Here is a 26,949-nt window from a genome sequence, read left to right as displayed (position 1 = left end):
GCGCTTCCGACCTCGCCCGGTGAGCATAGGAGGGTTCGTGGCGCCGCTCACCTGCACGATCGCAGAGGTCCGGTGGCGAGGTCCGGCCGCGTAAGTTGTGCCCCATGCAGACCTGGGCATCCGTCGACGTCCCCCAGCTGGCCGGCGGTGGCCCACCGCTACGCCTGCACGACACCGCCACGGGACGCGTCCGTCCGACCGCCCCCGGCGCCACCGCGCTCATGTACGTCTGCGGGATCACCCCCTACGACGCCACCCACCTCGGCCACGCCGCCACCTATCTGGCCTTCGACCTGGTCAACCGCTTGTGGCGGGACCTCGGCCACGACGTGCACTACGTGCAGAACGTCACCGACATCGACGACCCGCTCCTGGAGCGCGCCGCCCGGGACCAGGACGACTGGGTCGTTCTCGGCATGCGCGAGACAGCGCTGTTCCGGGAGGACATGGAGGCGCTGCGGGTGCTGCCGCCGCGGCACTACATCGGCGCCGTCGAGGCGATGGGGGAGATCGCGGAGCTGGTCGGCAAGCTCCTTGCCGCCGGGGCCGCCTACCGGATCGGCGACGAGCAGTACCCCGACGTCTACTTCGACTCCGCCGTCACCGGCCACTTCGGCTACGAGTCGAACTACGACGAGGCGACGATGGTCGAGCTGTCGCGCGAGCGCGGCGGCGACCCCGACCGCCCCGGCAAGCGCCATCCCGCCGACGCCCTGCTCTGGCGGATGGCGCGGCCCGACGAGCCGTCGTGGGAGTCCGACCTCGGAGCGGGCCGCCCCGGGTGGCACGTCGAGTGCGCGGCGATCGCCCTCAACCGGCTCGGCACCCAGATCGACGTCAACGGCGGCGGTTCCGACCTGATCTTCCCGCACCACGAGTTCGGCGCCGCCCACGCCGAGGCGCACACGGGCGTGCACCCGTTCGCCCGACACTACACACACACCGGGATGATCGGGCTCGACGGCGAGAAGATGTCCAAGTCGCGCGGCAACCTGGTCTTCGTCTCGAAGCTGCGCAGCGAGGGTGTGGACCCGAACGCCATCCGCCTGGCGCTGCTCGCCGGGCACTACCGCACCGACCGGGCGTGGACCCCCGACCTGCTCTCCACCGCCGAGGCCCGGCTCGCCCGCTGGCGCGAGGCCGTGGCCCTGCCGACCGCCCCTCCAGCCGACGACCTGGTCCAGCGCCTGCGCACCCACCTCGCCGACGACCTCGACACTGCGTCGGCGCTGGCGGCGGTGGACGCGTGGGCGGTGCAGGCGCTAGATCGCCGAGGCCAGGACCCGGACGCCCCGGCGCTGGCGAGGAGAGCTTTGGACGCCCTGCTGGGCGTCGCGCTGTAGGGCATCCAACGTCCAAACCCAGCGGTCCCTCTCAGTCGGGGGGCTCCGTCGCTCCCGCCTCCGGTGTCACGTCCTCGTTGCCCGGGACGGCGCCGCCTTCGCCCGGGTCGATCGGGATGTCGACGTTCACGTCGCGGTCGGCAGTGCCAGTCGGGGGCGGTTCCGGGTCGGGCTGCTGCGGTTCTGTCATTTCACCGAACTACCCGCTCTGGTTGAGTGAGGCACATGGCGCGCAACGTGCTCGGCGGTGAGCTCGCGACCTGCGGCACCGACCCGATGACCGGTTTCTACCGCACCGGCTGCTGCGACACCGGTTCGGAGGACGCCGGCGTGCACACCGTGTGTGCCCAGGTGACCGCCGAGTTCCTGGAGTTCAGCGCGCAGCAGGGCAACGACCTGTCCACCCCGCGCCCCGAGTACGGGTTCGCCGGACTGCGGCCGGGGGACCGGTGGTGCCTGTGCGCCGACCGCTGGGCCGAGGCGCTCGCCGCCGGGATGGCCCCGCCGGTGGTCCTCGAGGCCACCCACGCCCGCACCCTCGATTGGGTCGACCTCGCCGATCTCCGCCGCCACGCGACCACCCAGAGATGACCCCAGAGAGATTCCAGAGAGATGACCCGGTGATCTCCGTCGAGCTGGCCACGCGCTTGCAGGAGGCCGGGCTGCGGTGGCGGCCCGCGTCCGGCGACCGGTTCGTCATCGCCGAACGCGGCATGGACGCCGACGTGTTCGTGGTGAGCGATCTGACGATCGACGTGCACCAGGCCCCGACCGGCCCGCTCATCCGCTTCAACGGCACCACCGAGTGGGCGCTCGACAGCGTGCCTCAGGAGGCGACGGTGTGGCTGCCCCGCGAGGACCAGCTGCGCGCGGCCTTGGGCGGGCGCTTCCGGCGCCTGGAGACGATCGGCGACGGCTTCGCCGTGGTGGTCGAGAGCCTGGACGGCCGCGAGGAGCGCCACGTGGACGTCGACGCCGAACGCGCCTACGCGAGGGCCCTGCTCGCCCTTCTCAGCGCCTGAACCCGCCCGAACCGGCGCTCGTCGGCGGCTGCTGACGTCCTCTCCGCGCTACATCGACGACGAGGGCTACGACGAGGGCTACACGGTGCTGCTGGCGCTCAGCGTCCCCGCGGGGCGGGTCTCAGCCGGGTAAGGGCTCCGGCAGGCTCCCGGGGCAGCGCCACCGGCACCACCACGGCCAGGAGCGCGGCCGGGATCAGGAAGCCGGCCAGCGGGTCGGCGTGGTAGATCGGCGTGACCACAACGGGGCTCGCCGCGGCACCGGCGAACCGGACGGCCGAGACCACCGACATCGATCCGCCCTGATTCTCCCCGCCGGAGCGCAGCACCATCGCGTTGATCCCGACGAGCACGAGCTGCGTGGCGACCCCACCGAACGCCCACAGCACGGCGACCTGCCAGACGGCGGGCGCGACACCCACCCCGACGACCACGAGTGTCCCGAGCGCGCCGCCCAACAACACACAGAGCCGCGGCCCGATCCGGTCGATGCCCCCGCCGACCAAGCGCGCCGTCAGGATCCCGGCGAGGCCGAGGCCGGTCAGCACGAGCCCCCGTCCGCTCGCACCGACGTGGAACTCCTGCTCCAGGCGCAGCGCGACCAGGAAGTTCAGCCCGGTGAGACAGCCCCACGTGACGCCGGCAGCGATCCCGGCGCGCAGCACGAGCGGCCGCATCGCCGAGCGCAGCCCCGGACGCGCGCCGACCGCGCGGCCGTCGTCAGGAATCCCGGCCACCCCGAGTAGTACCGCGACGACGGCCACCCCGCCGAACGCGAGCCGCCAGTCCACTTCCGTGGCGAGCCCGCCCACGAGCGGCGCGAACGTCTGGCCGGCGGCCTGCAGCGACCCGAACCAGCCAAGCGCTCCGCCGAGCCGCTCCGGCGAGGTGGCCGTCGCGAGCGCGGCGAGCAGCAGTGGGGTGATGAATGCGTTCGCGGTGCCCTGCAGGGCCCGTGCCGCGAGGAAGAGCGGGAACGTCGTGGTGAGCATGCAGGCGACCGACGCGAGCGCGTACCCGCCGTACGCGACGGCGACCGTGCGCCGCCTGCCCCAGCGCTCGCCGAGCGTGCCGGACACGAGCATGACGGCCGCGAACGGGAGGATGTACGCGGTGACCGACAACGAGGCGGTGGCCGCGGAGACGCCGTAGTCGCGACCGAGCTCCGGCAGCATCGCGACGGTGATGCCACCGCCGAAGGGTCCGAGGAACGCACCGAGGTAGAGCCCGGCGCGGGCGAGTGCGCGGCCGCGGAGGCCCGCCCTCAGTTGCCCGAACCCCCGGTGCCGCGCCGCCGCAGGTAGCGCTCGAAGTCGGCGGCGATCGCGTCGCCGTCGGCCTCCACCACCTCGTCGTCGGCGTCCTCGATCGCGGCCTGCTCCTCGAGCTGCCGCACGTACTCGCGCACCTCGTCGTCGGCCTCGGCCATCTCCGAGACGGTTCGTTCCCACTCCTCGGCCTGCTCGGGCAGCCCACCGAGCGGCACCTCGACGTCGAGCACCTCCTCGACGCGGTGCAGCAGCGCCACGGCGGCCTTCGGCACCCGCGCCTGCGAGACGTAGTGCGGCACGGCGGCCCAGAAGGACACTGCGGGCACCCCGGCCTCGACGCACGCGTTCTGCAGGACGCCGACGATCCCCGTGGGCCCCTGGTAGCTCGACGGCTCCACGCGCAGCTCGCCCGCCGAGTCCTTGTCGTAGGAGATGCCGCTGACCGGGGTGGGGCGGGTGTGGGGTGTGTCGGTGAGCAGGGCGCCGAGGGTGATGACCTTCGTCACTCCCAGCCGTTCGATGTAGCCGAGGATCTCGCGGCAGAACGCGCGCCAGCGCATGTTGGGCTCGATGCCGTTGACGAGCACCACGTGCCGGTCCGTGCCGGGAAGGGTGGCGACCGACAGCCGAGTGGTCTGCCACTCGATCTTGCGGGTGACCCCGTCGGTGAGCTTCACGTGCGGGCGCGTGACCTGGAAGTCGTAGTACTCCTCAGGGTCGATCGAGCCCAGCGGGGTGGCGTCCCAGCTGAGCTCGAGGTGCTCCAGCGCGGTGCTCGCCGCCTCCCCGGCGTCGTTCCACCCCTCGAAGGCGGCGATCATCACCGGGTCGACGAGCTGCGGTTGCGCCTTCGCCGCTCCGGTCTCCGGGTCGCGATCGGTCATCGGTCCAGCCTACGGCCCGCGCGGCGCCGCGCCCGGGTGCCTACCCCGGGCGACTACCGTGTCCGCTGTGCAGTCCGACACGCGTGCCGCGGCAGAGCCTGCCTTCGACTCCACCCTGCTGGACACGCTCGCAGAGCGCGTCCTGATCGCCGATGGCGCCATGGGCACCATGCTTCAGGCCGCCGACCTGGTCCTGGACGACTTCCTCGGGTTGGAGGGCTGCAACGAGATCCTGAACGACAGCCGCCCGGACGTCGTGCGGCACATCCACCGCGCGTACTTCGAGGCGGGCGCCGACGCAGTCGAGACCAACACTTTCGGGGCGAACCTGCCCAACCTCGCGGAGTACGGGATAGCCGAGCGGATCCAGGAGCTCGCCGAGAAGGGCGCGCGCCTGGCGCGGGAGGCCGCCGACGAGATGGCTACCCCGGACCGCCCCCGTTACGTCCTCGGCTCTGTCGGTCCCGGTACCAAGCTGCCGACGCTCGGCCACGAGTCGTTCGCCCGGCTGCGCGACGCGTACGCCGAGTGCGGGCGCGGGCTGCTGGCGGGCGGCGCGGACGCGATGGTGATCGAGACCTGCCAGGACCTGCTCCAGGTCAAGGCGGCCGTGCTGGGCGTGAAGCGGGCGATGGTGGCCGAGGGCAGGCGCGTCCCGATCATCACGCAGGTCACCGTCGAGACCACCGGCACGATGTTGTTGGGCAGCGAGATCGGCGCCGCCCTCACCGCCATCGAACCCCTGGGCGTCGACCTGATCGGCCTCAACTGCGCCACCGGGCCCGCCGAGATGAGCGAGCACCTGCGCACGCTCTCCAAGCACGCCCGCATCCCCCTCTCGGTGATGCCCAACGCCGGCCTCCCGCAGCTCGGCCCGAAGGGCGCCGAGTACCCGCTCACCCCCGACGAACTGGCCGAGGCGCTGTCGACGTTCGTGCGCGACTACGGCCTGCGGCTCGTCGGGGGCTGCTGCGGCACCACGCCCGAGCACGTCCGCGCGGTCGACCAGGCGCTGCGCAGCGTGCAGCCGCCGGCCCGCACGCCGCGACCCGAGCCGGGGCTCAGCTCCCTGTACGCCGCCGTGCCGTTCCGGCAGGACACCTCGGTGCTGATGGTCGGCGAGCGCACCAACGCGAACGGGTCGAAGAAGTTCCGCGAGGCGATGCTCGCGCAGGACTGGGAGGCGTGCGTCGGCATCGCCCGCGACCAGACCCGCGAGGGTGCCCACCTGATCGACCTCTGCGTCGACTACGTGGGCCGCGACGGCGTCGCCGATATGGCCGAACTCGCCGGGAGGCTGGCCACGGCATCGACGCTGCCGGTGATGCTCGACTCCACCGAGCCCGAGGTGATCCGGGCAGGACTCGAGCGCCTCGGCGGCCGGTGCATCGTCAACTCGGTCAACTACGAGGACGGCGACGGCCCCGGCTCGCGGTTCCAGCGGGCGATGGAGCTGGTCCGGGAGCACGGCGCCGCGGTCGTCGTGATGTGCATCGACGAGGAGGGCCAGGCCCGCACCGCGGAGTGGAAGGTGCGCGTGGCGGCCCGCACCATCGACGACCTGGTGGCAAACCACGGTATGCGGGTCGAGGACATCGTCGTCGACACTCTCACCTTCCCCATCACGACGGGTCAGGAGGAGGTCCGCCGCGACGCGCTGGAGACCATCGACGCCATTCGCGAGCTCAAGCGTCGCTACCCGGACGTGCAGACGACGCTGGGCATCTCGAACGTCTCCTTCGGCCTCAACGCCGCGGCGCGGCAGGTGCTCAACTCGGTGTTCCTGCACGAGTGCGTGAACGCCGGGCTGGACACCGCGATCGTGTCCGCCGCGAAGATCCTGCCGATGGCCAAGATCGACGACGAGCAGCGCTCGGTCGCGCTCGACCTCGTCTATGACCGCAGGCGCGACGACTACGACCCGCTCAACAGGTTCATGGAGCTGTTCGAGGGCGTCTCGGCGTCCTCTGCGCGGGCGAGCCGCGCCGATGAGCTCGCCGGCCTGCCCCTCTTCGAGCGCCTGGAGCGGCGCATCGTGGACGGCGAGCGCGACGGGCTGGAAGCCGACCTGCAGGAGGCGCTTCGCTCGAGACCCGCCCTGGAGATCATCAACGACACCCTGCTCGCGGGCATGAAGACCGTCGGCGAGCTGTTCGGGTCGGGGCAGATGCAGCTGCCGTTCGTGCTGGCGAGCGCCGAGGTGATGAAGACCGCGGTGGCGCACCTCGAGCCGCACATGGAGAAGACCGACAGCGATGGCAAGGGCACGATCGTGCTCGCCACGGTGAAGGGCGACGTCCACGACATCGGCAAGAACCTCGTCGACATCATCCTCACGAACAACGGCTACAACGTCGTCAACCTGGGCATCAAGCAGCCCATCTCCACGATCCTCACGGCGGCGGAGGAGCACCGCGCCGACGCCGTGGGCATGTCCGGGCTGCTCGTGAAGTCCACCGTGGTGATGAAGGAGAACCTCCAGGAGATGAACTCCCGGGGCGTCGCCACGAAGCTCCCGGTGCTGCTCGGCGGCGCCGCGCTCACCCGCTCCTACGTGGAGAACGACCTCTCCGAGGTCTACGAGGGCCGGGTCGCGTACGCCCGCGACGCGTTCGAGGGCCTGCGCCTGATGGACGCCACGATGGCCCGGGTGCGCGGCGGCGGCACGGCCCTCGATCCGGAGGAGGAGGCGAAGCGGGCCGAGCGCAAGGCCCGCCACGAGCGCTCCCGGCGGGTCGCAGCCAAGCGCAAGGCCGCCGAGGCGCAGGACGCCGGCCCGCTGCCGGAGCGCTCCGACGTCGCCGCCGACAACCCCCTGCCGGCCCCGCCGTTCTGGGGCACCCGCGTGGTGAAGGGCGTGTCGCTCGCGGAGTACTCCGGGATGGTCGACGAGCGCGCGCTCTTCCTCGGGCAGTGGGGGCTGCGCGGGGCGAAGGGCGGCTCGGGGCCGAGCTACGAGGAGCTGGTGGAGACCGAGGGCAGGCCGCGGCTGCGATACTGGCTGGAACGGCTGTCCACCGAGGGCGTGCTTGCCCACGCCGCCGTCGTCTACGGCTACTTCCCCGCCGTGTCCGAGGGCGACTCCCTCCTCGTCCTGACCCATGACGTCGACGGCGGGCCGCGGCCCGACGGGCCGGAGCGGTACCGCTTCACGTTCCCGCGCCAGCGTCGCGACCGGCACCTGTGCCTCGCCGACTTCTGGCGCCCGCGTGGCCTCGCGATCGAGCAGGGCAAGGTCGACGTGCTTCCGCTGCATCTGGTGACGATGGGGCAGCCGATCGCCGACTACGCCAACGAGCTGTTCGCGAAGGACGCCTACCGTGACTACCTCGAGGTGCACGGCCTCGGCGTGCAGCTCACGGAGGCGCTCGCCGAGTACTGGCACCGCCGCATCCGCGAGGAGCTGGTGTTCGACGGCGGCGGCGCGGTGGCCGGCGAGGACCCCGAGGACGTGGAGGAGTTCTTCAAGCTCGGGTACCGCGGCGCCCGGTACTCACTGGGTTACGGGGCGTGCCCTAGCCTTGAGGACCGCACCAAGATCGTCGACCTGCTGCAGCCGGGCCGCATCGGGGTGGAGCTCTCCGAGGAGCTGCAGCTGCATCCCGAGCAGTCCACAGACGCCATGGTCGCGCACCACCCGGAGGCGAAGTACTTCAATGCAGGCTGAGGATCGCTTGTCGGGTCCGAACATAGGCGCTGAGGATCGCTTGTCGGGTCCGAACATAGGCGCTGAGGATCGCTTGTCGGGTCCGAGCATCCGCACTGAGCTTCCCACCACGATCACCAACCCCGCCGCCGTCCTCTGGGACATGGACGGCACCCTCGTCGACTCGGAGAAGGTGTGGACGGTCTCACTCGTCGAGACCGCACGCCGGCTGGGCGGCGAGCTCAGCGCGTCGGCGCGCGAGGACATGGTCGGCTCGAACATGGCCCGCACCCTGGTGATCATGTTCGACGACCTCGGCCTCGCCCACGATCCCGCGCGGATGGCGGAAGCCGCGGAGTGGATGACAGCTCGCACCGGCGAGCTGTTCGCGCAGGGCCTGGAGTGGCGGCCGGGCGCCCAGGAGGCGCTGCGTATGGTCACGGCGGCCGGGTGGCCCACCGCGCTGGTCACGAACACCGGTCGCGCCCTCACCGAGATGGCCCTGGAGGGCATCGGCCGCGAGCATTTCACCGTCTCGGTCTGTGGCGACGAGGTGCCGCGCGGCAAGCCGGACCCCGACCCGTACCTGCGGGCCGCGGAGCTGCTGGGGGTGTCGCCCGAGGAGTGCCTCGCGGTGGAGGACTCGCCCACCGGCACGCTCGCCGCCGAGCGGGCCGGCGCCGCGGTGCTCGTCGTGCCGTGCGAGGTGACGGTGCCCACGGGTCCGCGGCGGGTCCACCGGGCCTCGCTGGTGGGGCTCACCGCCGCCGACGTCCGCTTCTCCTACGCGCAGGCACGAGGCGAACGCGTGGCCTGACCATTCACTGAGGGAGGGCCCGTTGGCCCTCCCGTCCCGCCGTGCCGCAGAGTGGTATCAGCACCATCCGGCGCCCCGCGGGTAACCGGGCGCAGCACAGGAGTTGGCCTGCGCGCAGTGGCGGGTGACATATGACACTGGACAGGAGAGGAGATGGGCGAGGTGAAGACCTTCGACGGGCTGTTCGCCGAACTCACCGATCGGGCCGGCACCCGGCCGGAGGGCTCGGGCACGGTCGGCGCGCTCGACGCCGGCGTCCACGCGCAGGGCAAGAAGCTGCTCGAGGAGGCAGGCGAGGTGTGGCTCGCGGCCGAGCACGAGAGCGACGACGCGCTGGCCGAGGAGATCTCCCAGCTGCTCTACCGCATCCAGGTGCTCATGATCGGGCGGAAGATCACGCTCGACGACGTGTACAAGTATTTGTAGGGCGGGTTCCCGCACCTCCCCGAACGACCCGCACTCAGCAAGGCACTACCGAGGAGAGCCCCCATGCTCCGCGTCGCAATCCCCAACAAGGGGACGCTGGCCGAGCCCGCCGCAACGATGATGCGTGAGGCGGGGTACCGGCAGCGCTCGGACTCCCGCGACCTCAGCATGATGGACGAAGATAACGAGATCGAGTTCTTCTACCTGCGTCCCAAGGACATCGCCACGTACGTGGGCTCGGGCGACCTGCACCTCGGCATCACCGGGGCGGACCTCATGGACGAGTCGGGCAGCCAGGTGAAGAAGGTCATCGAGCTCGGCTTCGGGGCGTCCAAGTTCCGCTTCGCCGCTCCGGAGCGCACGGAGACCGGAGAGCCGTGGTCGCTCGCGCACCTGGAGGGCCGCAAGGTCGCGACCTCCTACCCGCGCCTGGTGCGCGCCCACCTGGCCCGCAGCCGCGTGCGCGCCGACATCATCAAGCTCGACGGCGCGGTGGAGATCTCCGTGCAGCTCGGCCTGGCCGACGCCATTGCCGACGTGGTGTCCTCGGGCCGCACGCTGCGCCAGCACGGGCTCGTCCCGTTCGGCGAGGCGATCGCCGAGTCGCAGGCCACCCTGATCGAGCGGGAGCCGCGGCCGGACCGCGAGGAGACGGTCGAGGTCAAGGCGGCCAAGCAGGTGTTCACCGCGCGGCTGCAGGGTGTGGTCTACGCGCGGCAGTACCTGATGCTCGACTACGACTGCCCCAAGCGCGTGCTCGAGGACGCCAAGCGGATCACCCCCGGCATGCAGGCGCCCACCGTGTCCCCCCTCACCGAGCCCGACTGGGTCGCCGTCCGGTCGATGGTGCGGCGCACCAAGGCCAACAAGGTGATGGACGACCTCGCCGCGCTCGGTGCCCGCGCCATCCTGACGTCCGAGATCCGGTCGTGCCGGGCCGTGGACGGCACGACGATCTGATCCCGCCCGGGTCCACGGGGCGTCGATGATCACGGACGCCCCGGATTGTGGGTGCCGTCGCCTACGCTGCGGAACGTGATGGACACTCCCGGCGCCGGGCCCGCCAGCGGCGGGGCGGCCACCGTCACAGCCGTCACAGCCACGGCCCCGACCACCTGCGAGGAGGCGCCCCCGCGGCGCCGTCCGGCGCTCTCGCCGTCGCGGGCGGGCGATTTCAAGCAGTGCCCGCTGCTCTACCGGTTCCGGGTCATCGACCGGCTTCCCGAGCTGCCCAGCCGCGCGCAGATCCGCGGCACGCTCGTCCACGCGGTACTGGAGCGGCTCTTCGACCTCCCGGCTGCCCAGCGCACCCCAGAGGCCGCCAGGGCGCTGGTCGCGCCGCAGTGGGAGGAGCTCTGCGCCGAGCTGCCCGAGCTCGTCGGACAGCTCTTCACGGGTGCGGACGACCCGGAGCTGACGCTGTGGCTGGAGTCGGCGGGCCCGCTGCTGGACGCGTACTTCACCCTGGAGGATCCCCGCCGGCTGGAGCCGGAGGCACGGGAGCTGCTGGTGGAGGCCGAGCTCGAGTCCGGCCTGCTGCTGCGCGGCTACGTCGACCGGCTCGACGTGGCGCGCACCGGCGAGATCCGCGTCGTGGACTACAAGACCGGCGCGGCCCCCCGCGAGGTCGCCGAGACGCGGGCGCTGTTCCAGATGAAGTTCTACGCGCTGATGCTGCTGCACCTGCGCGGGGTGGTGCCCACCCAGCTGCGTCTGGTCTACCTCGCCGACTCCGAGTCGCTCACCTACCAGCCCGACGAGGCCGAGTTGCGGCGTTTCGAGCGCACCCTCGATGCGATCTGGCTCGCCATCCGCACCGCGGGGGAGACCGGCGACTTCCGGCCCAACCGGAGCCGGATGTGCGAGTGGTGCAGCCACAAGGCCCTCTGCCCGGAATGGGACGGCACACCTCCCGAGTATCCCGGCTGGCCCACCGATCCGGCGGTGAGCGCCGTCGAGTCGCCGCTGGACCGGGCCGAGTGAGGCAGCAGCCACGGTGGCCGTCGGGATCGACGACGTGCGGCCACCTCCGCGCGTGGGTGCAACCGGGCGACCGTTAGCGTTGCACCTCGTGTCCGATCCGCGTGCCACTCTCGACGTGCCTGCGCTCACGAGGGGCGGCCCGTTCCGCCCCGGCGACCGCGTGCAGCTCACCGACCCCAAGGGCCGGCACTACACCGTCGTGCTCGAGGCGGGCGCGGAGTACCACACCCACCGCGGCGGGCTGCGCCACGACGACCTCATCGGCAAGCCCGAGGGCAGCCTCGTCGTGTCTCCGACGGGCACGCCCTACCTGGCGCTGCGGCCGCGGCTCGCCGACTATGTGCTCTCGATGCCGCGCGGCGCCCAGGTGATCTACCCGAAGGACGCCGCCCAGATCCTCATGTGGGGCGACGTCTTCCCCGGGGCGCACGTCCTCGAGGCGGGTGCCGGTTCGGGGGCGCTCACGTGTTCGCTGCTGCAGGCCGTCGGACCTGAGGGGAGCGTCACCTCGTACGAGATCCGCGCCGACCACGCCGAACACGCTGAGCGAAACGTGCGACAGTTCTTCGGCGAGCCGCCACCCAACTGGACCTTGAAAGTCGCTGATCTTAACACTCACGACTCCGCCTCCGAGCGTTTCGATCGGGCTGTGCTGGACATGCTGGCCCCGTGGGAGCAGCTGGAAACGGTCCGGGCCGCGCTCATTCCGGGGGGCGTGCTCGTGGGCTACGTCGCCACCACGACGCAGCTCTCGCGGCTCGTGGAGGACCTCCGCGAGCAGCAGAGCTGGACCGAGCCGCAGGCCTGGGAATGCCTGGTCAGGCCCTGGCACGTGGTGGGCCTGGCAGTCCGGCCGGACCACCGTATGCAAGGTCACACCGCCTTCCTGGTGACGGCCCGCCGGCTCGCGGACGGGGTCGTGCCACCTCGGCCGCAACGCAGGCCGACGAGCCGGTGAGGCCGTCCGGTGGAGCCCAAGACCCCTGCTGTCCGCAATCAGGCCCGGGGGTCAGCGTCAAGGTGCCGACCGGTTGAGGTGGATCACCGGTTCGCCGCAGGGCTAAATACCCACGATCGCAGGTACCGTATGGAAACGGAACACGGAGGGAGGATGCCGTGAACCCCTACGACGGTCCCGGCAGGCGTGAACCAGGTGATCGGGGCGAACTCAGCCCCGCTGAGGCCGCCGCGCAGATCCGCTTCCTCGAGGAGGAGGTGGCACTGCTCCGCCGGAAGCTCACAGAGTCTCCCCGGCATGCGCGTGTCCTGGAGCAGCGGCTCGCTGAGTCGGCCAGCAGGCTGGCGCAGTTGTCCGCTCGCAACGAGAAGCTCACCGAGACTCTCAAGGAGGCCCGCGGCCAGCTCGTGGCCCTCCGCGAGGAGGTCGACCGGCTGGCGCAGCCACCAAGCGGCTACGGCGTCTTCCTCGCGCGGTTCCCGGACGAGACGGTCGACGTGTTCACATCAGGGCGCCGCATGCGCGTCGCGGTGTCGCCTGCCGTCGAGACGGCAGAGCTGCACAGCGGGCAGACGGTGCGGCTCAACGAGGCGCTCACGGTCGTCGAGGCAGGCGACTACGAACGCATCGGCGAGGTCTGCGGGCTGCGCGAGGTGCTCTCCGAACCCACCGAGGACGGCCTGGCCGGTCGTGCGCTCGTCGTCGGGCACGCCGACGAGGAGCGGGTGGTGTGGCTAGCCGCGCCGCTGATCCCCGGCCCGGACAACCCCGACGCCGTGGCGCTCAAGCCGGGCGACTCGCTGCTGGTCGACACCAAGGCCGGCTACGCGTACGAGCGCGTGCCGAAGGCCGAGGTCGAGGACCTCGTGCTGGAGGAGGTGCCCGACGTCGACTACTCCGACATCGGTGGCCTGTTCCGGCAGATCGAACAGATCCGCGACGCCGTGGAGCTGCCGTTCCTGCACGCCGAGCTGTTCAAGGAGTACGAGCTGCGCCCGCCGAAGGGCGTGCTGCTCTACGGCCCTCCCGGCTGCGGCAAGACGCTCATCGCCAAGGCGGTGGCCAACTCGCTCGCGAAGAAGGTCGCGGCCGTCCGCGGCGACAACCCCGACGAGGGCAGGGCGTTCTTCCTCAACATCAAGGGCCCCGAGCTCCTCAACAAGTTCGTCGGCGAGACCGAGCGCCACATCCGGCTGATCTTCCAGCGCGCCCGGGAGAAGGCGTCGGCCGGCACCCCAGTGATCGTGTTCTTCGACGAGATGGACTCGATCTTCCGCACCCGCGGCTCTGGCGTGTCCTCCGACGTCGAGACCACGATCGTTCCGCAGCTCCTTGCGGAGATTGACGGTGTCGAGGGCCTGGAGAACGTCATCGTGATCGGCGCCTCCAACCGCGAGGACATGATCGACCCCGCGATCCTGCGGCCGGGCCGGCTCGACGTGAAGATCAAGATCGAGCGGCCGGACGCCGAGGCGGCCCAGGACATCTTCTCCAAGTACCTCACCGAGACGCTCCCGATCCACACCGACGACATCGCCGAGTTCGGCGGCAACCGCAAGGCCTGCATCGACGCGATGATCCAGCGTGTGGTCGAGCGGATGTACGACGAGACCGAGGAGAACCGGTTCCTGGAGGTCACCTACGCCAACGGTGACAAGGAGACCTTGTACTTCAAGGACTTCAACTCCGGCGCCATGATCCAGAACATCGTCGACCGCTCCAAGAAGTCGGCCATCAAGTCGGTGCTGGAGACCGGCCAGCCGGGTCTGCGCGTGCAGCACCTGCTGGACGCCATCGTCGACGAGTTCGCCGAGAACGAGGACCTCCCCAACACCACCAACCCCGACGACTGGGCGCGCATCTCCGGCAAGAAGGGGGAGCGGATCGTGTACATCCGCACCCTCGTCACCGGCAAGAACGCCGAGACGGGCCGCGCGATCGACACTGCGTCGAACACGGGCCAGTACCTGTAAGCCCTTCTCCCGAACGGGCCGCTCGTCGCAACCACTGCGAGGAGCGGCCCGTTCGTCGGTGTCCGGCGGCGGTGGTCGGTGAGATCCGGGAACGACGAGAGCACGCGGAGTCCCTGAACGGTCCGGAGCGGACGGGCGCTGGAGCTACGTCGGGCCGAGCTGATCCCGCGTCCGATCCGTTCACGACCCGGCGCCCCTGCGCTGCGTAGGGTCGCGCGCATGACGATCAACGCACGGATGGACGCGGTCGGGATCGTGGCCTCCGACATGGCGAAGGCGCTCGCGTTCTACCGGGCCCTTGGCCTGCAGATCCCCGCCGACGCTGACGGTCAGCCGCACGTGGAGGTGACGCTCACCGGCGGGCTGCGCCTAATGTTCGACACCGAGGAGACCGTCCGCTCCGTCAACCCGGACTGGCGTCCGGTGCCTGGCGCCGGACGGATCGGCCTCGCGTTCGTCCTGCCCGACGCTGCCGCCGTGGACGCGGCCTACGCCGAGCTGACCGCCGCAGGGCACCACGGCGAGATGGCGCCCTTCGACGCCTTCTGGGGCCAGCGCTACGCGGTCGTGAACGACCCGGACGGCAACGGCGTGGACCTCTTCGCCCCGCTCGCGAGCTGACTGGGCGCCACCCCGGCGAAAGCCCGCACCTCGCGGGAGAGGTGCGGCTGGTCGGCGTACCCGGCCACGGCGGCGACCTCGGCGATCGGCACATCGGCGTACAGGAGGCCCGCGGCCCGGCGGAAGCGCAGCACCCGCCGCAGCACGGCCGGCCCATAGCCGAAGGCGGTCAGGCAGCGGCGATGCAGGGAGCGGGCGGTCCAGCCGAGCCTGTCGGCGGTGTCTGCCACCGAGCCGCCCGCGTCGAGCCGGGCGACGACGGCTCGCAACCCGGCCTCGGCCGGGTGTCCCGGGAGCGCGGCAGTGATGCCGGCGAGCACCGCCACCGGATCGGCTCCGTGCTCCAGTCGCGCGGTGGCGCGGCGGGCGAGGGCCGGGCGTAGCTCGGCGAGCGGGACACGCTGGTCGCGCACCGCAGCCGCCGGGACGCCGAGAAGCGCCGGGAGCCGGCCCGGTGCGAACCGCAGCCCGGCGCTCGGGACGCCTGGATCCAGGCGTGCCGCGTGCGGTGCGGTGTCCGGGCCTGCCACCAGGAGGCCGGTACTGGTCCAGACGAGGTCCATGCAGCCGTCCGGCAGGACGTCTCGCACCTGGGCAGCGCTGACCTCCGACGTCCACGCGCACTCGACCTCGCCGCGCAGCGGGGAGGGTGGCGGTGCCTCGCGGTAGGACACACCCGGCACGGTAGCGCGCCCCGGACCTTCAGCACCCCGAAACGTCAGCGGGGTGGCCCCGCTGACGTTCAACGTCAGTAAGGCCACCCCGCAGTACTTGCCGGCCTGGCACTTGTCGGCCTGGCACGCGTCAGGGCCCCGCGCCTGGTCACGACTGGCGCAGCACGGCCTCGATCTCGAGGGTGATCTGCACCTTGTCGCTGACGACCACGCCTCCGCCGTCCATCGGCATCTTGATGTCGACACCGAAGTCGTTGCGGTCGATCGTCGTGGTGACGGTGAAGCCGGCCCGCGTGCCGCCGTAGGCGTCGGGGCCGAAGCCGTTCAGCTCCACGGCCAGCGGAACGCTGCGCGTCACCCCCTTGATCGTCAGCTCGCCGTCGACCGCGGTCTGGTCGCCGTCGACGCGGACGCCGGTGGAGCGGAACGTCCAGAGGGGATGGTTCTCCACGTCGAAGAAGTCGGCGCTGCGGATGTGGCCGTCGCGCTGGTCGTTGCCCGTCTGGATGGAGCCGGCCTCGATCGTCGCGTTGACCGTGGACTTCGCCACGTCGGCACCGGTGATGATCTCGCCCGAGAACGTCGCGAACCGACCGCGTACCTTGCTCACCATCATGTGCCGGACCGTGAAGGAGACATCGGAGTGCACCGGGTCGATGTCCCAGGTCCCGGCGACGTAGCCGGGGACCTGAGTGCTCACTACTGTGGTCATAGGGGCCTCCGCAAACTCATTGAGCGCTCATGTTTTCCGTGTGATGCTTGAAGGCAAATGAGCGCTCAAGTATTCCGGAGGTGTGGTGAGCGACACTAGTGGATCCGCGGGCCCTCGCTGGTTGAACGAGGAGGAGCGGCACGTCTGGCGCAGCTTCCTGACGGCGACGCGGCTGTTCTTCGACCAGGTCGAGCGGCAGCTCCAGCAGGACTCCGGGCTCCCGCACGCCTACTACGAGATCCTCGTCCGGCTGTCCGAGGCTCCCGACCACACGCTGCGCATGAGTCAGCTGGCATCGACGTCGCTGTCCTCGCGGAGCCGGATCTCCCATGCGGTGGCGCGGCTCGAGGAGTCGGGCTGGGTGCGCCGCCGCCCGGCCCCCGACGACCGCAGGGGTGCGCTCGCGCAGCTCACCAACGCGGGACTGGAGTACCTGGCGTCGGCGGCGCCCGGCCACGTGGAGACCGTGCGCTGCTACCTCTTCGACGCGCTGACCCCGCAGCAGCAGGCCGCGCTCCGCGAGGCGGCAGACGCCATGGTCGCCAAGATGTCCGACAAGCCGGTGTGGCCTGCCGTCGACGACCCGACGGCCGACGCGGGCGGCCGGAGGTAGCCGAGCCCGCCATCTCCCGGCCACCTCGACGCTACCGCCCGTACGCCACGACCGGGTCGGATCGCGCCATGATCACTCGCTCCCGCTCGCTCCCCGCAGCGCTCGGCCTCGTCGTCACTCTCGGCGCCGTGTCCCTCACTGTCGGCGCCGGCATGGCCGCCGCGGAACCCGGCCCGTCCGCCCAGGGCGGTCGGCAGCTCCAGGTCGCAGGCTTCCTCGGCGAGCAGCGCCTTCCCAATGCCATGCAGTTCCAGGGCACCACGGTCGGCGGGTTCTCCGGCCTCGACCGCGACCGCCGCAGCGGCACCTGGTTCATCGTCAGCGACGACCGCTCGGCCCTGCAGCCCGCTCGCTTCTACAGCGCCGACCTGAAGTTCGAGGGTCCGGACGGCGCCCTGTCCGGCGTCGAGCTGACCGGTACGGCGCCGTTCCAGCGGCCGGACGGCTCGACCTACCCTGCCTTGGAGGGCGGCGACGGCACGACCGTCGACCCCGAGGACATCCGCGTCGACCCGATCAGCGGGCGCCTGGTCTGGATCCAGGAGGGCGACCGGATCGTCCCGACGGACGGCACGCCGCCCACGCTGATCGACCCGACCGTCCGGTTCGCCGAGCGCGACGGCCGGTTCGTCTCCGAGCTACCCGTGCCGGCCGAGCAGCGGCCCGACGCCGGGCAGCGGGGCATCCGCCAGAACCTCGGTCCCGAAGGTCTGACGTTCGCTGCCCGAGGCGCGCTCGTCGTCACCGCCCTCGAGGGGCCGCTGCTCCAGGACGGACCGCCCGCCACCCGCACGACTGGCGCGTTGTCGCGGATCGTGGTGCAGAAGCACACGGGTGAGGTCCGCGCGCAGTACGCCTACCCGCAGGAACCGGTGTTCGCCGACCCGGTGCCGGCAGGTGGCTCGGCCAGCACCGGGGTCAGCGCGATCCTCGCCGTCGGCGACAATGACCCGACCCGCTTCCTCGTGATGGAGCGCTCGTTCGTCGCGGGCGTCGGCAACAAGGTGCGGATCTACGAGGTGAGCACCGCGGGCGCCACGAACCTCGCCAAGGGCACGCCGATCGCCGACGCCCGGCCGGTGCGCAAGCACCTCCTGGTCGACGTCGCCGACCTGCCCGTGAAGTCGGTCGACAACATCGAGGGCATGGCGTGGGGACCGGAGCGCCGTGACGGCTCGCGCGCCCTCGTGCTCGTCAGCGACGACAACTTCTCCGCCACCCAGGTGACGCAGTTCGTGGCGCTCGCCGTGCGCTGACGCCGGGTCGGCTCCTGAGCGCGCCGCATAGAGTCTCAGGCATGGCTTCTCATGTCGATGTCGTGGTCCTTGGAGCGGGTCCCGGTGGATACGTGGCGGCGATCCGCGCGGCCCAGCTCGGCCGCAGCGTCGCGGTGGTGGAGGAGAAGTACTGGGGCGGGGTGTGCCTCAACGTGGGGTGCATCCCGTCCAAGGCGTTGCTGCGCAACGCCGAGCTTGCGCACCTGTTCACGGCCGAGGCCAAGACGTTCGGCATCTCCGGTGAGGTCAGTTTCGACTTCGGTGCCGCGTTCGACCGCAGCCGTTCGGTGGCCGACGGCCGCGTCAAGGGCGTGCATTTCCTGATGAAGAAGAACAAGATCAGGGAGGTGCAGGGCCGAGGGTCGTTCGTCGACGCGCACACGATCGACGTGGCGCTCACGGACGGCGGCACCGAGCGGCTCACGTTCGACGACGTGATCATCGCCACAGGAGCCGCCACCCGACTGCTGCCCGGCACGCGGCTGTCCGAGCGGGTGGTGACCTACGAGGAGCAGATCCTCACCCGCGAGCTACCGCGCAGCATCATCATCGCCGGCGCGGGGGCCATCGGCGTCGAGTTCGCGTTCGTGCTGCGCAACTACGGCGTCGAGGTGACGATCGTCGAGTTCCTGGACCGGATGCTCCCCCTGGAGGACGCCGACGTGTCCAAGGAGCTCGCCAAGCGGTACCGCAAGTACGGCATCGAGGTGCTCACCTCCACCCGCGTCGAGGCGATCGACGACTCCGGCGACCAGGTCACCGTCACCGTCACCGGCAAGGACGGGCAGACCCGCGAGCTCCACGCCGACAAGGTGCTGCAGGCCATCGGCTTCACCCCGCGTGTGGAGGGCTTCGGCCTGGAGAACACCGGCGTCGAGCTCACCGAGCGCGGCGCCATCGCCGTCGACGACTACATGCGCACCAACGTCGCGCACGTCTACGCGATCGGCGACGTCACCGCGAAGCTCATGCTCGCCCACGTCGGCGAGGCCCAGGGGGTGGTCGCCGCCGAGACGATCGCGGGTGCCGAGACCATGCCGCTGGACTACGTGATGATGCCGCGGGCCACGTTCTGCAGCCCGCAGGTCGCGAGCTTCGGCTACACCGAGGCCCAGGCGCGTGAGCTGGCCCCCGAGAAGGGCTGGAAGGTCAAGGTGGCGCAGTTCCCGTTCACGGCCAACGGCAAGGCGCAGGGCCTCGCCGAGCCCACCGGGTTCGTCAAGCTCGTGGCCGACGACACCTACGGCGAGCTGCTGGGCGGGCACCTCATCGGCGCCGAGGTCACGGAGCTGTTGCCGGAGCTGACGCTGGCGCAGAAGTGGGACCTCACCGCGTACGAGCTGGCCCGCAACGTGCACGCGCACCCGACGCTCTCCGAGGCGCTGCAGGAGGCGTTCCACGGCCTGACCGGCCACATGATCAACTTTTGATCCAGATGCCCGCCAGCTCCCTGCCGTCGGGGACGAACGGCCAGCGCCGCGGGTCGGCCAGCACGGCGCGCAGCTCGTCGACCGTCACCCAGTCCCCCCAGACGACCTCCTCGGGCTGGTGGCGCACCGGGCCGTCCCAGCGGACCTCGTAGCCGAACACGTGGTAGCGGTAGCGGCCGTCGTCGTAGGGGTGGCGGCCCAGTGGGCGCAGCGGCGCGCCAACCACCCCCAGCTCCTCGGCCAGCTCGCGCTCGGCGGCCTCGCCGGGGTTCTCACCGGGCCCGAGCACGCCGCCTGCCCAGCAGTCGTACAGCCCTGGAAAGATCATTTTCTCCGGGCTGCGCCGGTGTAGGTAAACCCGTTCCCCGTCGCTGTGCTTACCCACCCCGCCGGCTCCGCCGGCTGCCGTCCCCCCACTGCGCACGAGCACCGCGGTGCTGGCGTGCCACAGTCCGTCGCGGTAGGCGACGCTGCGCTGCACCACCCCGATCGGGTTGGCGTCGGCGTCGTAGTGGGCCACGGGTTCGTCCGCCTGCACGCGCTTATGATGCGCCCGCCCGGGGTGGGGTCAGCGCAACAGGGAGGATCGCCACTCATGGGTTGGACGCTTGACGAGCTCCGCGAGGCCGTTCAGAAGCCGGTCGGCGATCCGACTCCGGCCCGACCGGTGATGACGGTGCGAAGCATCCATGACGACGGTGATCACCTGGTCGTCGTGCTGGACGCCGGTCGGCCGGGCGCCGAGGCCGAGCGCTGGGAGCTGAGCTTCGCGACGACGGAGGGTGACCTCACGCGGATGCCGCTCGATCACGCTGCGCTCATCCTGCGGGCGAACCTCGAGGAATGGTGGGACACCCGCGACCAGTACCCGGCCGGGGTGCCGGGTGTGGTCGAGAAGCGGGTCGGAACGCCATCTCAGTGATCCGGCGCGCATCGTCGTACAGCGAAACCGGCTCGTCCACGCCCGTCGGCGACCGCGCGCCCTCATTCACGGGCATGCGCCGACTAGTCTCACCACCATGTGCACGCAGCAGGTGGGCCCGTGACAGCCCGAAGGATCATGGGCACGGAGGTCGAGTACGGGATCTCGGTCCCCGGCGACCCCACGGCCAACCCGGTCATCACCTCCACGCAGGTTGTGCTGGCCTACGCGGCCGCAGCCGACATCCCGCGGTCGCGCCGCGCCCGCTGGGACTACGAGGTGGAGTCGCCGCTGCGGGACGCGCGCGGGTTCGACCTGTCGACGCCCACCATGCACAACCCCGCCGAGTCCGAGCTCGATGACCTCGGCGCCGCCAACGTCATCCTCACCAACGGCGCCCGCCTCTACGTCGACCACGCGCACCCCGAGTTCTCGACGCCCGAGGTCACCACGCCCCGCGACGTCGTGATCTGGGACAAGGCGGGCGAGCGGGTGATGGAGGAGGCGGCGATGCGGTCGGCCACCGTGCCCGGCGCCCCCCGCATCCAGCTCTACAAGAACAACGTCGACGGCAAGGGCGCGAGCTACGGCTCGCACGAGAACTACCTGATGGCCCGTTCCACCACGTTCCCCTCGATCGTGGCCGGGCTGACCCCGTTCTTCGTCACGCGCCAGGTCGTGTGCGGCGCGGGCCGGGTGGGGATCGGCGCCACCGGCGACGAGGCCGGCTACCAGCTCTCCCAGCGCAGCGACTACATCGAGGTCGAGGTCGGGCTGGAGACCACCCTCAAACGCGGGATCATCAACACCCGCGACGAGCCGCACGCCGACGCCGACAAGTACCGCCGCCTGCACGTCATCATCGGCGACGCGAACATGAGCGAGTACTCCACGCTGCTCAAGGCGGGCGCCACGGCGCTCGTGCTCGACATGATCGAGAAGGGCGTGCGGTTCGACGAGCTGCGCCTCGCCGAGCCCGTCCGCTCGGTGCACCGGATCAGCCACGACCCCTCGCTCAAGACGCTCGTCGACCTGGCCGACGGCCGGAAGATGACCGCCGTCGACGTCCAGCGTGCGTACCTGGAGAAGGCGCAGAAGCACGTCGAGAACACGATGGGCGCCGACGTCGACGACGCCACGACCGAGGTGCTCCAGCTGTGGGCCGAGGTGCTCGACGACCTCGCCCGCGACCCCATGAGCACGGCCGACCGGCTCGACTGGACGGCGAAGCTGCGGCTGCTGGAGGGCTACCGCGAGCGCGACGGGCTCGCGTGGAACTCTGGGCGGCTCGCGCTGGTCGACCTGCAGTACACCGACGTCCGGATGGGCAAGGGCCTGTACAACCGGCTCGTCGCGCGTGGGTCGATGAAGCGGCTGGTGGCCGAGGAGGACGTCGTCGCGGCGATGCACGCCCCGCCGGAGGACACCCGCGCCTACTTCCGGGGTCGCTGCCTCGAGCGCTACCCCGCGGAGGTCGCCGCGGCGTCGTGGGACTCGGTCATCTTCGACCTCGGCCGCGAGTCCCTCGTCCGGATCCCCACCCTGGAGCCCCTGCGCGGCACCCGCCGGCACGTCGGTGAGTTGATCGACAACTCGCGCACTGCGGAGGAGCTCGTCGAGGCCCTCACCCGGGGCTAGGGCCTGGTGACGCGCGGATCACGACAACCGGAATCACGGGCGTGTCGCCGATCGGCTGGGTAGTGTTCAGCTACCGGACCCGGTGGTATCGACACGTACGCCACCGGGCAGGCGTGAATAGGAGACACCCATGTCGCAGGAGCAGACCAAGCGCCAGGGCGGAGGCGGCGGCGACGACGATGACGCCACCGACGCGGCGGCGGCGGGCCAGGAGCGTCGTGAGAAGCTCGGCGAGGACGTCGACACGATCCTCGACGAGATCGACGACGTGCTCGAGGAGAACGCCGAGGACTTCGTCCGGGCCTACGTCCAGAAGGGCGGCGAGTAGCCGACCGGCTCCTGGCCCTGCGTCACCTGCACCACGTGATCTGCGTTACGTCAGTCGCACCACGCAATACCAGCGCAGTAATTGATCCAGAGCAGTACCAGCACTGCCCGGCACGATCCTGCGCGCCGGCACGGGAGAGAGGCACGCATCTGACCATGTCGTTCCCTGAGCGCCCGTCGCTCGGCACGCCTCCTGGCCTAGGCGCGTATCTCGCGCCCGGCCAGTCGTCGTTCACCGACTTCGTCACCGCCACTGCCCCCCACCTGCTGCCCGGCCGCGTGCCGGAGGGCCTCGCCCCGCGGGTGGGGGTCGGCGGCGGGGGGCTGGCCGCGGAGCTGGACGCCCCGCACGGCACCACCATCGTCGCGCTGAAGTTCGCCGACGGCGTGGTGATCGCCGGTGACCGCCGCGCCACCAGCGGCAACGTCATCGCCCAGCGCGACATGGAGAAGGTCTTCGTCACCGACTCGCACTCGGCCGTCGGCATCGCGGGCACGGCGGGCATCGCGCTGCAGATGGTCCGGCTGTTCAGCGTCGACCTGGAGCACTACGAGAAGACCGAGGGCGTGCCGCTGTCCTTCGACGGCAAGGCCAACAAGCTCGCCGGGATGGTTCAGGCGAACCTGGGCGCCGCGCTGCAGGGCTTCGTGGTCGTCCCCCTGTTCGTCGGCTACGACACGGACGCCGCCGACGCGGCCCAGGCCGGCCGCATCGTCACCTACGACCCCGTCGGCGGCCGCTACGACGAGCACCTCGGCTACCACTCCGTGGGCTCCGGTTCGGTGTACGCCCGGTCCGCGCTGAAGAAGCGCCATGATCCCGCCGCCGACCTCTCCACCGCGATCCGTACGGCCCTCGAGTCGCTCTACGACGCCGCCGACGATGACACCGCGACCGGTGGTCCCGACCTCACCCGCCGCCTCTTCCCGGTGGTCATCAGCATCACCGGCGTCGACGGTGCGGTGAAGCGCCCCGAGGAGGAGATCGAGGCGCTCACCCGCGACGTCGTGGCCGGCCGCATCGAGAACCCCGGGGGATGAGGCTCCCCGTGCTCCGCTCCCTCTCGACCCCCCAGGAGTTCCTCCCGTGACGATGCCGTTCTACTCGTCGGTCGACCAGCTGCTACGCGACCGGTCCGAGCTGGCGCGCAAGGGCATCGCCCGCGGCCGCAGCGTCGTCGTGCTCACCTACACCGGCGGTGTGCTGTTCGTGGCCGAGAACCGGTCCACGGCGCTGCACAAGGTCTCGGAGATCTACGACCGCATCGGGTTCGCCGCGGTGGGCCGCTACAACGAGTTCGACAACCTGCGCACCGGCGGCATCCGGATCGCCGACCTGCGCGGCTACTCCTACGACCGCCGCGACGTCACCGGCCGCTGGCTGGCCAACGCCTACGCGCAGCTGCTGGGCACCTCGTTCGTCGAGCAGCAGAAGCCCTACGAGGTGGAGCTGTGCCTCGCCGAGGTAGGCGCCACCCCCGAGGGCGACCAGCTCTACCGCATCACCTACGACGGCTCCATCACCGACGAGCCGCAGTTCGTCGTGATGGGAGGCACCACCGACCCGATCAGCGCCAAGCTCAAGGACACCTACCGTCCGGGTCTGGAGCTGGCCGAGGCCGTCGCCGTGGCGGTGGAGGGTCTCGAGGCCGCGGCGAGTGGCGCGGGCGCCAATGGGGCGGCCCAGCAGCCGCGGGTGCTCGGCGTCAGCGCGCTGGAGGTGGCCGTGCTCGACCGCGCCCGGGCGCGCCGCACGTTCCGCCGGATCACCGGGGCTGCGCTGCGCCAGCTGCTGCCGCAGGAGAACCGCTCGGTCGACGCACCCCCCGGCGCGGATGCGCTCGGCGGCGACGACACCCCGGCGGGTGGCGGCGCGGTGAACGACGACCAGCAATCCTCTTGACTTGAACCGAGGTTCAGGAAGCACCCTGGTGCCCATGGGCATCGAGCTGAACCACACCATTGTCAACTCCCACGACAAGCAGGCCGGGGCGCGGTTCGTCGCCGACGTCCTCGGCCTGCCCTCGCCCACGTCCTTCGGGCCGTTCGCGGTCGTGGAGTTGCAGAACGGCGTGAGCCTCGACTTCATGGACGTCGACGGCGAGGTCGGCGTGCAGCACTACGCGTTCCTGATCTCGGAGGACGAGTTCGACGTGGTGTCGGCGCGCCTGCGCGAGCGCGGCGTCCCGACCTACGCCGACCCCGGCCACCAGAAGCCGGGATCCAACACGCACGACGGCGGGCGCGGGCTGTACTTCGACTCGCCGGAGGGTCACAACCTGGAGGTGATCACCCGGCCGTACGGCAGCGGCGGTCAGTAGGCCCGCAGCTCCACACCGGTGCCGTCGGGGTCACGCAGGTAGATGCCCCGGCCGGTGCCGCGTGCGCCGAAGAGCTCCTTCGGCGCGGCCACGCCGTGGTCCGCGGCGAGCGCGTCGAGGTCCGCGTCGACGACGAGGGCGATGTGGTCGACGTTGGCGCCGGTGCGCTCGCCCTGGAGCACGTCGATGATGGTGCCGGCGTCGACCCGCAGGGACGCGAACGGCACCTCCCCGGCCCGCCACTGCTCCAGCCGCTCCGTCTGGAGCCCGAGCACCTCCCGGTACCAGCCGATGAGTCGCTCCGGGTCGGGCGTGACGAGGACGATGTGGTCGAGCCCGGTGACGCGCACGGGTCCTGTTTAGCACGGGGCAGCGAAGATCGCCGCGCGATGATCTTCAGCCTACGAAGGGGCGATCGCGGCCTGTCCAGCGCTCCTCGCGGCGCCGGTAGACCGGTATCGGGTCCTTTGCCACCCGGAACGTGTAGCGGCCCGCTTCCTCCACCACCTCGCCGTCGGTGGCGAGGATGCCCGGCACGGCCAGCTCGACGTCCAGCTCCGCCACCTCGCGCTGGTGGTAGACGCGGCTGTGGCCGAGCGCGCCCAACCCCAGCGCCAGCACCGCACGGAGCCGCGAGAACCGGATGTCGGCGCGCAGCCAGCGGACGTCGAGCAGGCCCGAGTCGAGGGAGGGCCGCCAGGCCGGCACCATGCCACGCGGGTGGTAGGGACCGTTGCCGACGAACAGGAACCAGACCGAGAGCCACCGCCCGTCCACCTTGATCTCGACGGGCTCGGCGTCACGCAGCACCGTCACCAGCGCCGCGGCGAACGCCGGCCACTTGCCCCACCGCCCCTGCCATTTCTCGCGCAGCCGCACCAGGTCGGGGTAGGAGCCCAGGCTCGCGGTGTTGAGGAAGCACCGCGTCCGCATGACCGCACCGGACTTGGGGTCGGCGCCGTGGCCGGGGTGCACGTCGATCAGGCCGAGGTCGACGGCCACCGCCTCGCCTGCGCCGGTGGCGTCCACAGCTTCCTGCAGGTCATAGACGCCGACGTCGCGGGCGAAGTGGTTCAGCGTGCCGGTCGGCACCACCACCAGCGGCAGGTGCCCGCGCCCGGCGACCGCCGCTGCCGCCGCCACCGAGCCGTCGCCGCCCGCCACGCCGATGGCCCGCACCCAGCCGTCGCGGGCGGTGGCCGCTTCGTCGAGCTGCTCGTCGAGGTCCCGGTCCGGGACGGCGCGCACCACGACGGCGGCGGGGAACGCGGCCTCGAGGTCGTCGGCTGGGTCGTAGTCGGGGTCGCCGGAGCGCTGATTGCAGACCAGCACCAGGCCTTTGCCGCGGGGAAGCTCCGGGGCGGCGTCGAGGGGGCGGGCGCGGGCCTCGTCGGTACGCCGGACCGGCCACCACCGACGGGTCGCCAGTGCCACCCCTGTGCCCAGTGCCGCGCCCGCGACCACATCCGACGCCCAGTGCACGCCGACGTGCACGCGTGAGTACGCCACCGACGCCGCGAGCGGTGCGATGGCCAGGCCGAGCTTGGGGCTCTCCAGCGCCACCGCTGTGGCGAACGCCGCCGCAGACGCCGCGTGCCCGGACGGGAACGACGAGGACGTGGGCGGGTTGTCGATCGTGTGGTAGGCGGGCAGCTCCGCGGCGGCCGGTCGCCGCCGCGGAAGCAGCGGCTTCAGCAGGGCGTTCGCGGTGGCGCTGGCCCCGGCGATCGCGATCACCCCGCGCATCGACGCCTTCCGGCTCGCCCCGCGTCTGCCCGCGAGCAACACGGCGATCGCGAACCACAGCAGGCTGTGGTCCGCCGCGACGGACAGGCCCTTCATGGCGGTATCGATCCCCGAAGGGGGCATGGAGGAGATCGCCCGGGACACGGCGAGGTCCGCGTCGTTCACGTCGTCGGCGGCCCGCCGGATCCAGGGGAGCACACCAGTGACCCTACGGCCCGGGTGCGCGATACCGACATCCTGCAACTCACCACGTTCGCCGTCGGGCTGTTCGTCGGCCTCGTCGGGCCAAGACCTCGTACGCGCGCACGCCAGGGCAGTCTTCACCGCGCTCGCCCGGCAGCTACC

Annotated in this window: 28 protein-coding genes; 20 read left to right on the top strand and 8 right to left on the bottom strand. The window is 71.3% G+C overall.

Annotation, left to right across the window (positions count from 1 at the left end; genetic code table 11):
* The first annotated feature begins 104 nt into the window (after positions 1-104).
* Entirely contained in the window at positions 105-1,343 is a 1,239-nt protein-coding gene (gene mshC / locus ABD143_RS11715; RefSeq protein WP_343975633.1) for a cysteine--1-D-myo-inosityl 2-amino-2-deoxy-alpha-D-glucopyranoside ligase, read from the top strand.
* 31 nt (positions 1,344-1,374) lie between these two features.
* On the opposite strand, the gene ABD143_RS11710 is transcribed toward mshC, so the two are convergent.
* The gene (locus ABD143_RS11710) at positions 1,375-1,533 is read right to left on the bottom strand and encodes a hypothetical protein (RefSeq protein WP_343975630.1); all 159 of its coding nucleotides are present in this window, start codon (positions 1,531-1,533) and stop codon (positions 1,375-1,377) included.
* Between the two features lie 35 nt (positions 1,534-1,568).
* Between ABD143_RS11710 and ABD143_RS11705 the strand changes: the two genes are divergently transcribed.
* Positions 1,569-1,934, top strand: a complete 366-nt coding sequence (locus tag ABD143_RS11705; protein WP_343975627.1) for a DUF2237 family protein — start codon at positions 1,569-1,571, stop codon at positions 1,932-1,934.
* The gene (locus ABD143_RS11700) at positions 1,931-2,365 is read left to right on the top strand and encodes a hypothetical protein (protein WP_343975624.1); all 435 of its coding nucleotides are present in this window, start codon (positions 1,931-1,933) and stop codon (positions 2,363-2,365) included. The genes ABD143_RS11705 and ABD143_RS11700 overlap by 4 nt, the downstream gene beginning before the upstream one ends.
* A 98-nt stretch (positions 2,366-2,463) precedes the next feature.
* Here ABD143_RS11700 and ABD143_RS11695 read toward each other — a convergent pair whose 3' ends face one another.
* Both ABD143_RS11695 and ABD143_RS11690 read right to left on the bottom strand, forming a co-directional pair.
* Positions 2,464-3,633: an MFS transporter gene (locus ABD143_RS11695; RefSeq protein ID WP_343977322.1), complete on the bottom strand. Its 1,170-nt coding sequence runs from the start codon at positions 3,631-3,633 to the stop codon at positions 2,464-2,466.
* Complete coding sequence (locus tag ABD143_RS11690) at positions 3,630-4,520, bottom strand: PAC2 family protein (RefSeq protein ID WP_343975621.1); 891 nt, start codon at positions 4,518-4,520, stop codon at positions 3,630-3,632. Before ABD143_RS11690 ends, ABD143_RS11695 begins: the two co-directional genes overlap by 4 nt.
* Positions 4,521-4,635: 115 nt before the next feature.
* Between ABD143_RS11690 and metH the strand changes: the two genes are divergently transcribed.
* The 8 genes from metH (at position 4,636) to ABD143_RS11650 (ending at position 14,944) form a co-directional block, all read left to right on the top strand.
* Entirely contained in the window at positions 4,636-8,187 is a 3,552-nt protein-coding gene (gene metH / locus ABD143_RS11685) for a methionine synthase (protein WP_343977319.1), read from the top strand.
* Positions 8,188-8,329: 142 nt separating this feature from the next.
* The gene (locus ABD143_RS11680) at positions 8,330-8,983 is read left to right on the top strand and encodes an HAD family hydrolase (protein WP_379659683.1); all 654 of its coding nucleotides are present in this window, start codon (positions 8,330-8,332) and stop codon (positions 8,981-8,983) included.
* Positions 8,984-9,145: 162 nt separating this feature from the next.
* Entirely contained in the window at positions 9,146-9,409 is a 264-nt protein-coding gene (locus tag ABD143_RS11675) for a phosphoribosyl-ATP diphosphatase (protein ID WP_343977316.1), read from the top strand.
* Positions 9,410-9,472: 63 nt separating this feature from the next.
* Entirely contained in the window at positions 9,473-10,369 is an 897-nt protein-coding gene (hisG, locus tag ABD143_RS11670; RefSeq protein ID WP_343975615.1) for an ATP phosphoribosyltransferase, read from the top strand.
* Between the two features lie 78 nt (positions 10,370-10,447).
* A complete protein-coding gene (locus ABD143_RS11665; RefSeq protein WP_343977314.1) occupies positions 10,448-11,392 on the top strand; it encodes a RecB family exonuclease in 945 nt (314 codons plus the stop codon).
* Between the two features lie 79 nt (positions 11,393-11,471).
* Positions 11,472-12,350, top strand: coding sequence for a tRNA (adenine-N1)-methyltransferase (locus ABD143_RS11660; protein WP_379659675.1), 879 nt, complete (start codon positions 11,472-11,474; stop codon positions 12,348-12,350).
* 158 nt (positions 12,351-12,508) lie between these two features.
* Positions 12,509-14,323: a proteasome ATPase gene (arc, locus tag ABD143_RS11655; RefSeq protein ID WP_343975609.1), complete on the top strand. Its 1,815-nt coding sequence runs from the start codon at positions 12,509-12,511 to the stop codon at positions 14,321-14,323.
* A gap of 219 nt (positions 14,324-14,542) precedes the next feature.
* Entirely contained in the window at positions 14,543-14,944 is a 402-nt protein-coding gene (locus ABD143_RS11650; RefSeq protein WP_343975606.1) for a VOC family protein, read from the top strand.
* Here ABD143_RS11650 and ABD143_RS11645 read toward each other — a convergent pair.
* Together ABD143_RS11645 and ABD143_RS11640 are read right to left on the bottom strand one after the other, a co-directional pair.
* The gene (locus tag ABD143_RS11645; RefSeq protein WP_343975603.1) at positions 14,881-15,618 is read right to left on the bottom strand and encodes a DUF6597 domain-containing transcriptional factor; all 738 of its coding nucleotides are present in this window, start codon (positions 15,616-15,618) and stop codon (positions 14,881-14,883) included. The two genes, ABD143_RS11650 and ABD143_RS11645, sit on opposite strands and share 64 nt — an antisense overlap.
* A gap of 148 nt (positions 15,619-15,766) precedes the next feature.
* The gene (locus ABD143_RS11640) at positions 15,767-16,330 is read right to left on the bottom strand and encodes a YceI family protein (protein ID WP_343975600.1); all 564 of its coding nucleotides are present in this window, start codon (positions 16,328-16,330) and stop codon (positions 15,767-15,769) included.
* Positions 16,331-16,451: 121 nt separating this feature from the next.
* Here ABD143_RS11640 and ABD143_RS11635 point away from each other — a divergent pair, with 121 nt between their 5' ends.
* The 3 genes from ABD143_RS11635 to lpdA all read left to right on the top strand — a co-directional run bounded on the left by ABD143_RS11635 (position 16,452) and on the right by lpdA (position 19,650).
* Positions 16,452-16,943 carry a MarR family winged helix-turn-helix transcriptional regulator gene (locus ABD143_RS11635; RefSeq protein WP_343975597.1) on the top strand — a complete coding sequence of 164 codons (492 nt, stop codon included), beginning with the start codon at positions 16,452-16,454 and terminating at the stop codon, positions 16,941-16,943.
* 68 nt (positions 16,944-17,011) lie between these two features.
* Positions 17,012-18,199 carry an esterase-like activity of phytase family protein gene (locus ABD143_RS11630; RefSeq protein ID WP_343975594.1) on the top strand — a complete coding sequence of 396 codons (1,188 nt, stop codon included), beginning with the start codon at positions 17,012-17,014 and terminating at the stop codon, positions 18,197-18,199.
* Positions 18,200-18,240: 41 nt separating this feature from the next.
* Positions 18,241-19,650: a dihydrolipoyl dehydrogenase gene (lpdA, locus tag ABD143_RS11625; protein ID WP_343975591.1), complete on the top strand. Its 1,410-nt coding sequence runs from the start codon at positions 18,241-18,243 to the stop codon at positions 19,648-19,650.
* Here the strand turns inward: lpdA and ABD143_RS11620 are convergent.
* On the bottom strand, positions 19,640-20,188 hold the full coding sequence (locus ABD143_RS11620; protein WP_343975588.1) for an NUDIX domain-containing protein: 549 nt from the start codon (positions 20,186-20,188) through the stop codon (positions 19,640-19,642). The two genes, lpdA and ABD143_RS11620, sit on opposite strands and share 11 nt — an antisense overlap.
* A gap of 57 nt (positions 20,189-20,245) precedes the next feature.
* On the opposite strand from ABD143_RS11620, the gene ABD143_RS11615 reads away from it, so the two are divergent.
* From ABD143_RS11615 to ABD143_RS11590, 6 genes are all read left to right on the top strand, one after another.
* Entirely contained in the window at positions 20,246-20,572 is a 327-nt protein-coding gene (locus ABD143_RS11615) for a hypothetical protein (protein WP_343975585.1), read from the top strand.
* Positions 20,573-20,710: 138 nt separating this feature from the next.
* Positions 20,711-22,210 (top strand): depupylase/deamidase Dop, encoded by a 1,500-nt coding sequence (gene dop / locus ABD143_RS11610; RefSeq protein ID WP_343977311.1) that lies wholly within the window; start codon positions 20,711-20,713, stop codon positions 22,208-22,210.
* Between the two features lie 130 nt (positions 22,211-22,340).
* Complete coding sequence (locus ABD143_RS11605) at positions 22,341-22,538, top strand: ubiquitin-like protein Pup (RefSeq protein ID WP_343975582.1); 198 nt, start codon at positions 22,341-22,343, stop codon at positions 22,536-22,538.
* 155 nt (positions 22,539-22,693) lie between these two features.
* Positions 22,694-23,578: a proteasome subunit beta gene (prcB, locus tag ABD143_RS11600; RefSeq protein WP_343975579.1), complete on the top strand. Its 885-nt coding sequence runs from the start codon at positions 22,694-22,696 to the stop codon at positions 23,576-23,578.
* A 46-nt stretch (positions 23,579-23,624) separates the two neighbouring features.
* Positions 23,625-24,440: a proteasome subunit alpha gene (prcA, locus tag ABD143_RS11595; protein WP_343975576.1), complete on the top strand. Its 816-nt coding sequence runs from the start codon at positions 23,625-23,627 to the stop codon at positions 24,438-24,440.
* A 34-nt stretch (positions 24,441-24,474) separates the two neighbouring features.
* A complete protein-coding gene (locus tag ABD143_RS11590; RefSeq protein WP_343975573.1) occupies positions 24,475-24,858 on the top strand; it encodes a VOC family protein in 384 nt (127 codons plus the stop codon).
* Here ABD143_RS11590 and ABD143_RS11585 read toward each other — a convergent pair.
* Positions 24,852-25,208, bottom strand: a complete 357-nt coding sequence (locus tag ABD143_RS11585) for a VOC family protein (protein ID WP_343975571.1) — start codon at positions 25,206-25,208, stop codon at positions 24,852-24,854. The genes ABD143_RS11590 and ABD143_RS11585 overlap by 7 nt on opposite strands.
* A 46-nt stretch (positions 25,209-25,254) precedes the next feature.
* A complete protein-coding gene (locus ABD143_RS11580) occupies positions 25,255-26,802 on the bottom strand; it encodes a bifunctional phosphatase PAP2/diacylglycerol kinase family protein (RefSeq protein ID WP_343975568.1) in 1,548 nt (515 codons plus the stop codon).
* Positions 26,803-26,949 lie beyond the last annotated feature (147 nt).

The sequence above is a fragment of the Pseudonocardia aurantiaca genome (genome assembly GCF_039526725.1).
GTDB classification, from domain to species: domain Bacteria; phylum Actinomycetota; class Actinomycetes; order Mycobacteriales; family Pseudonocardiaceae; genus Pseudonocardia; species Pseudonocardia aurantiaca.
Note: the sequence above shows the minus strand (reverse complement) of the source record. Positions and strands in the feature narration are given on the sequence as shown.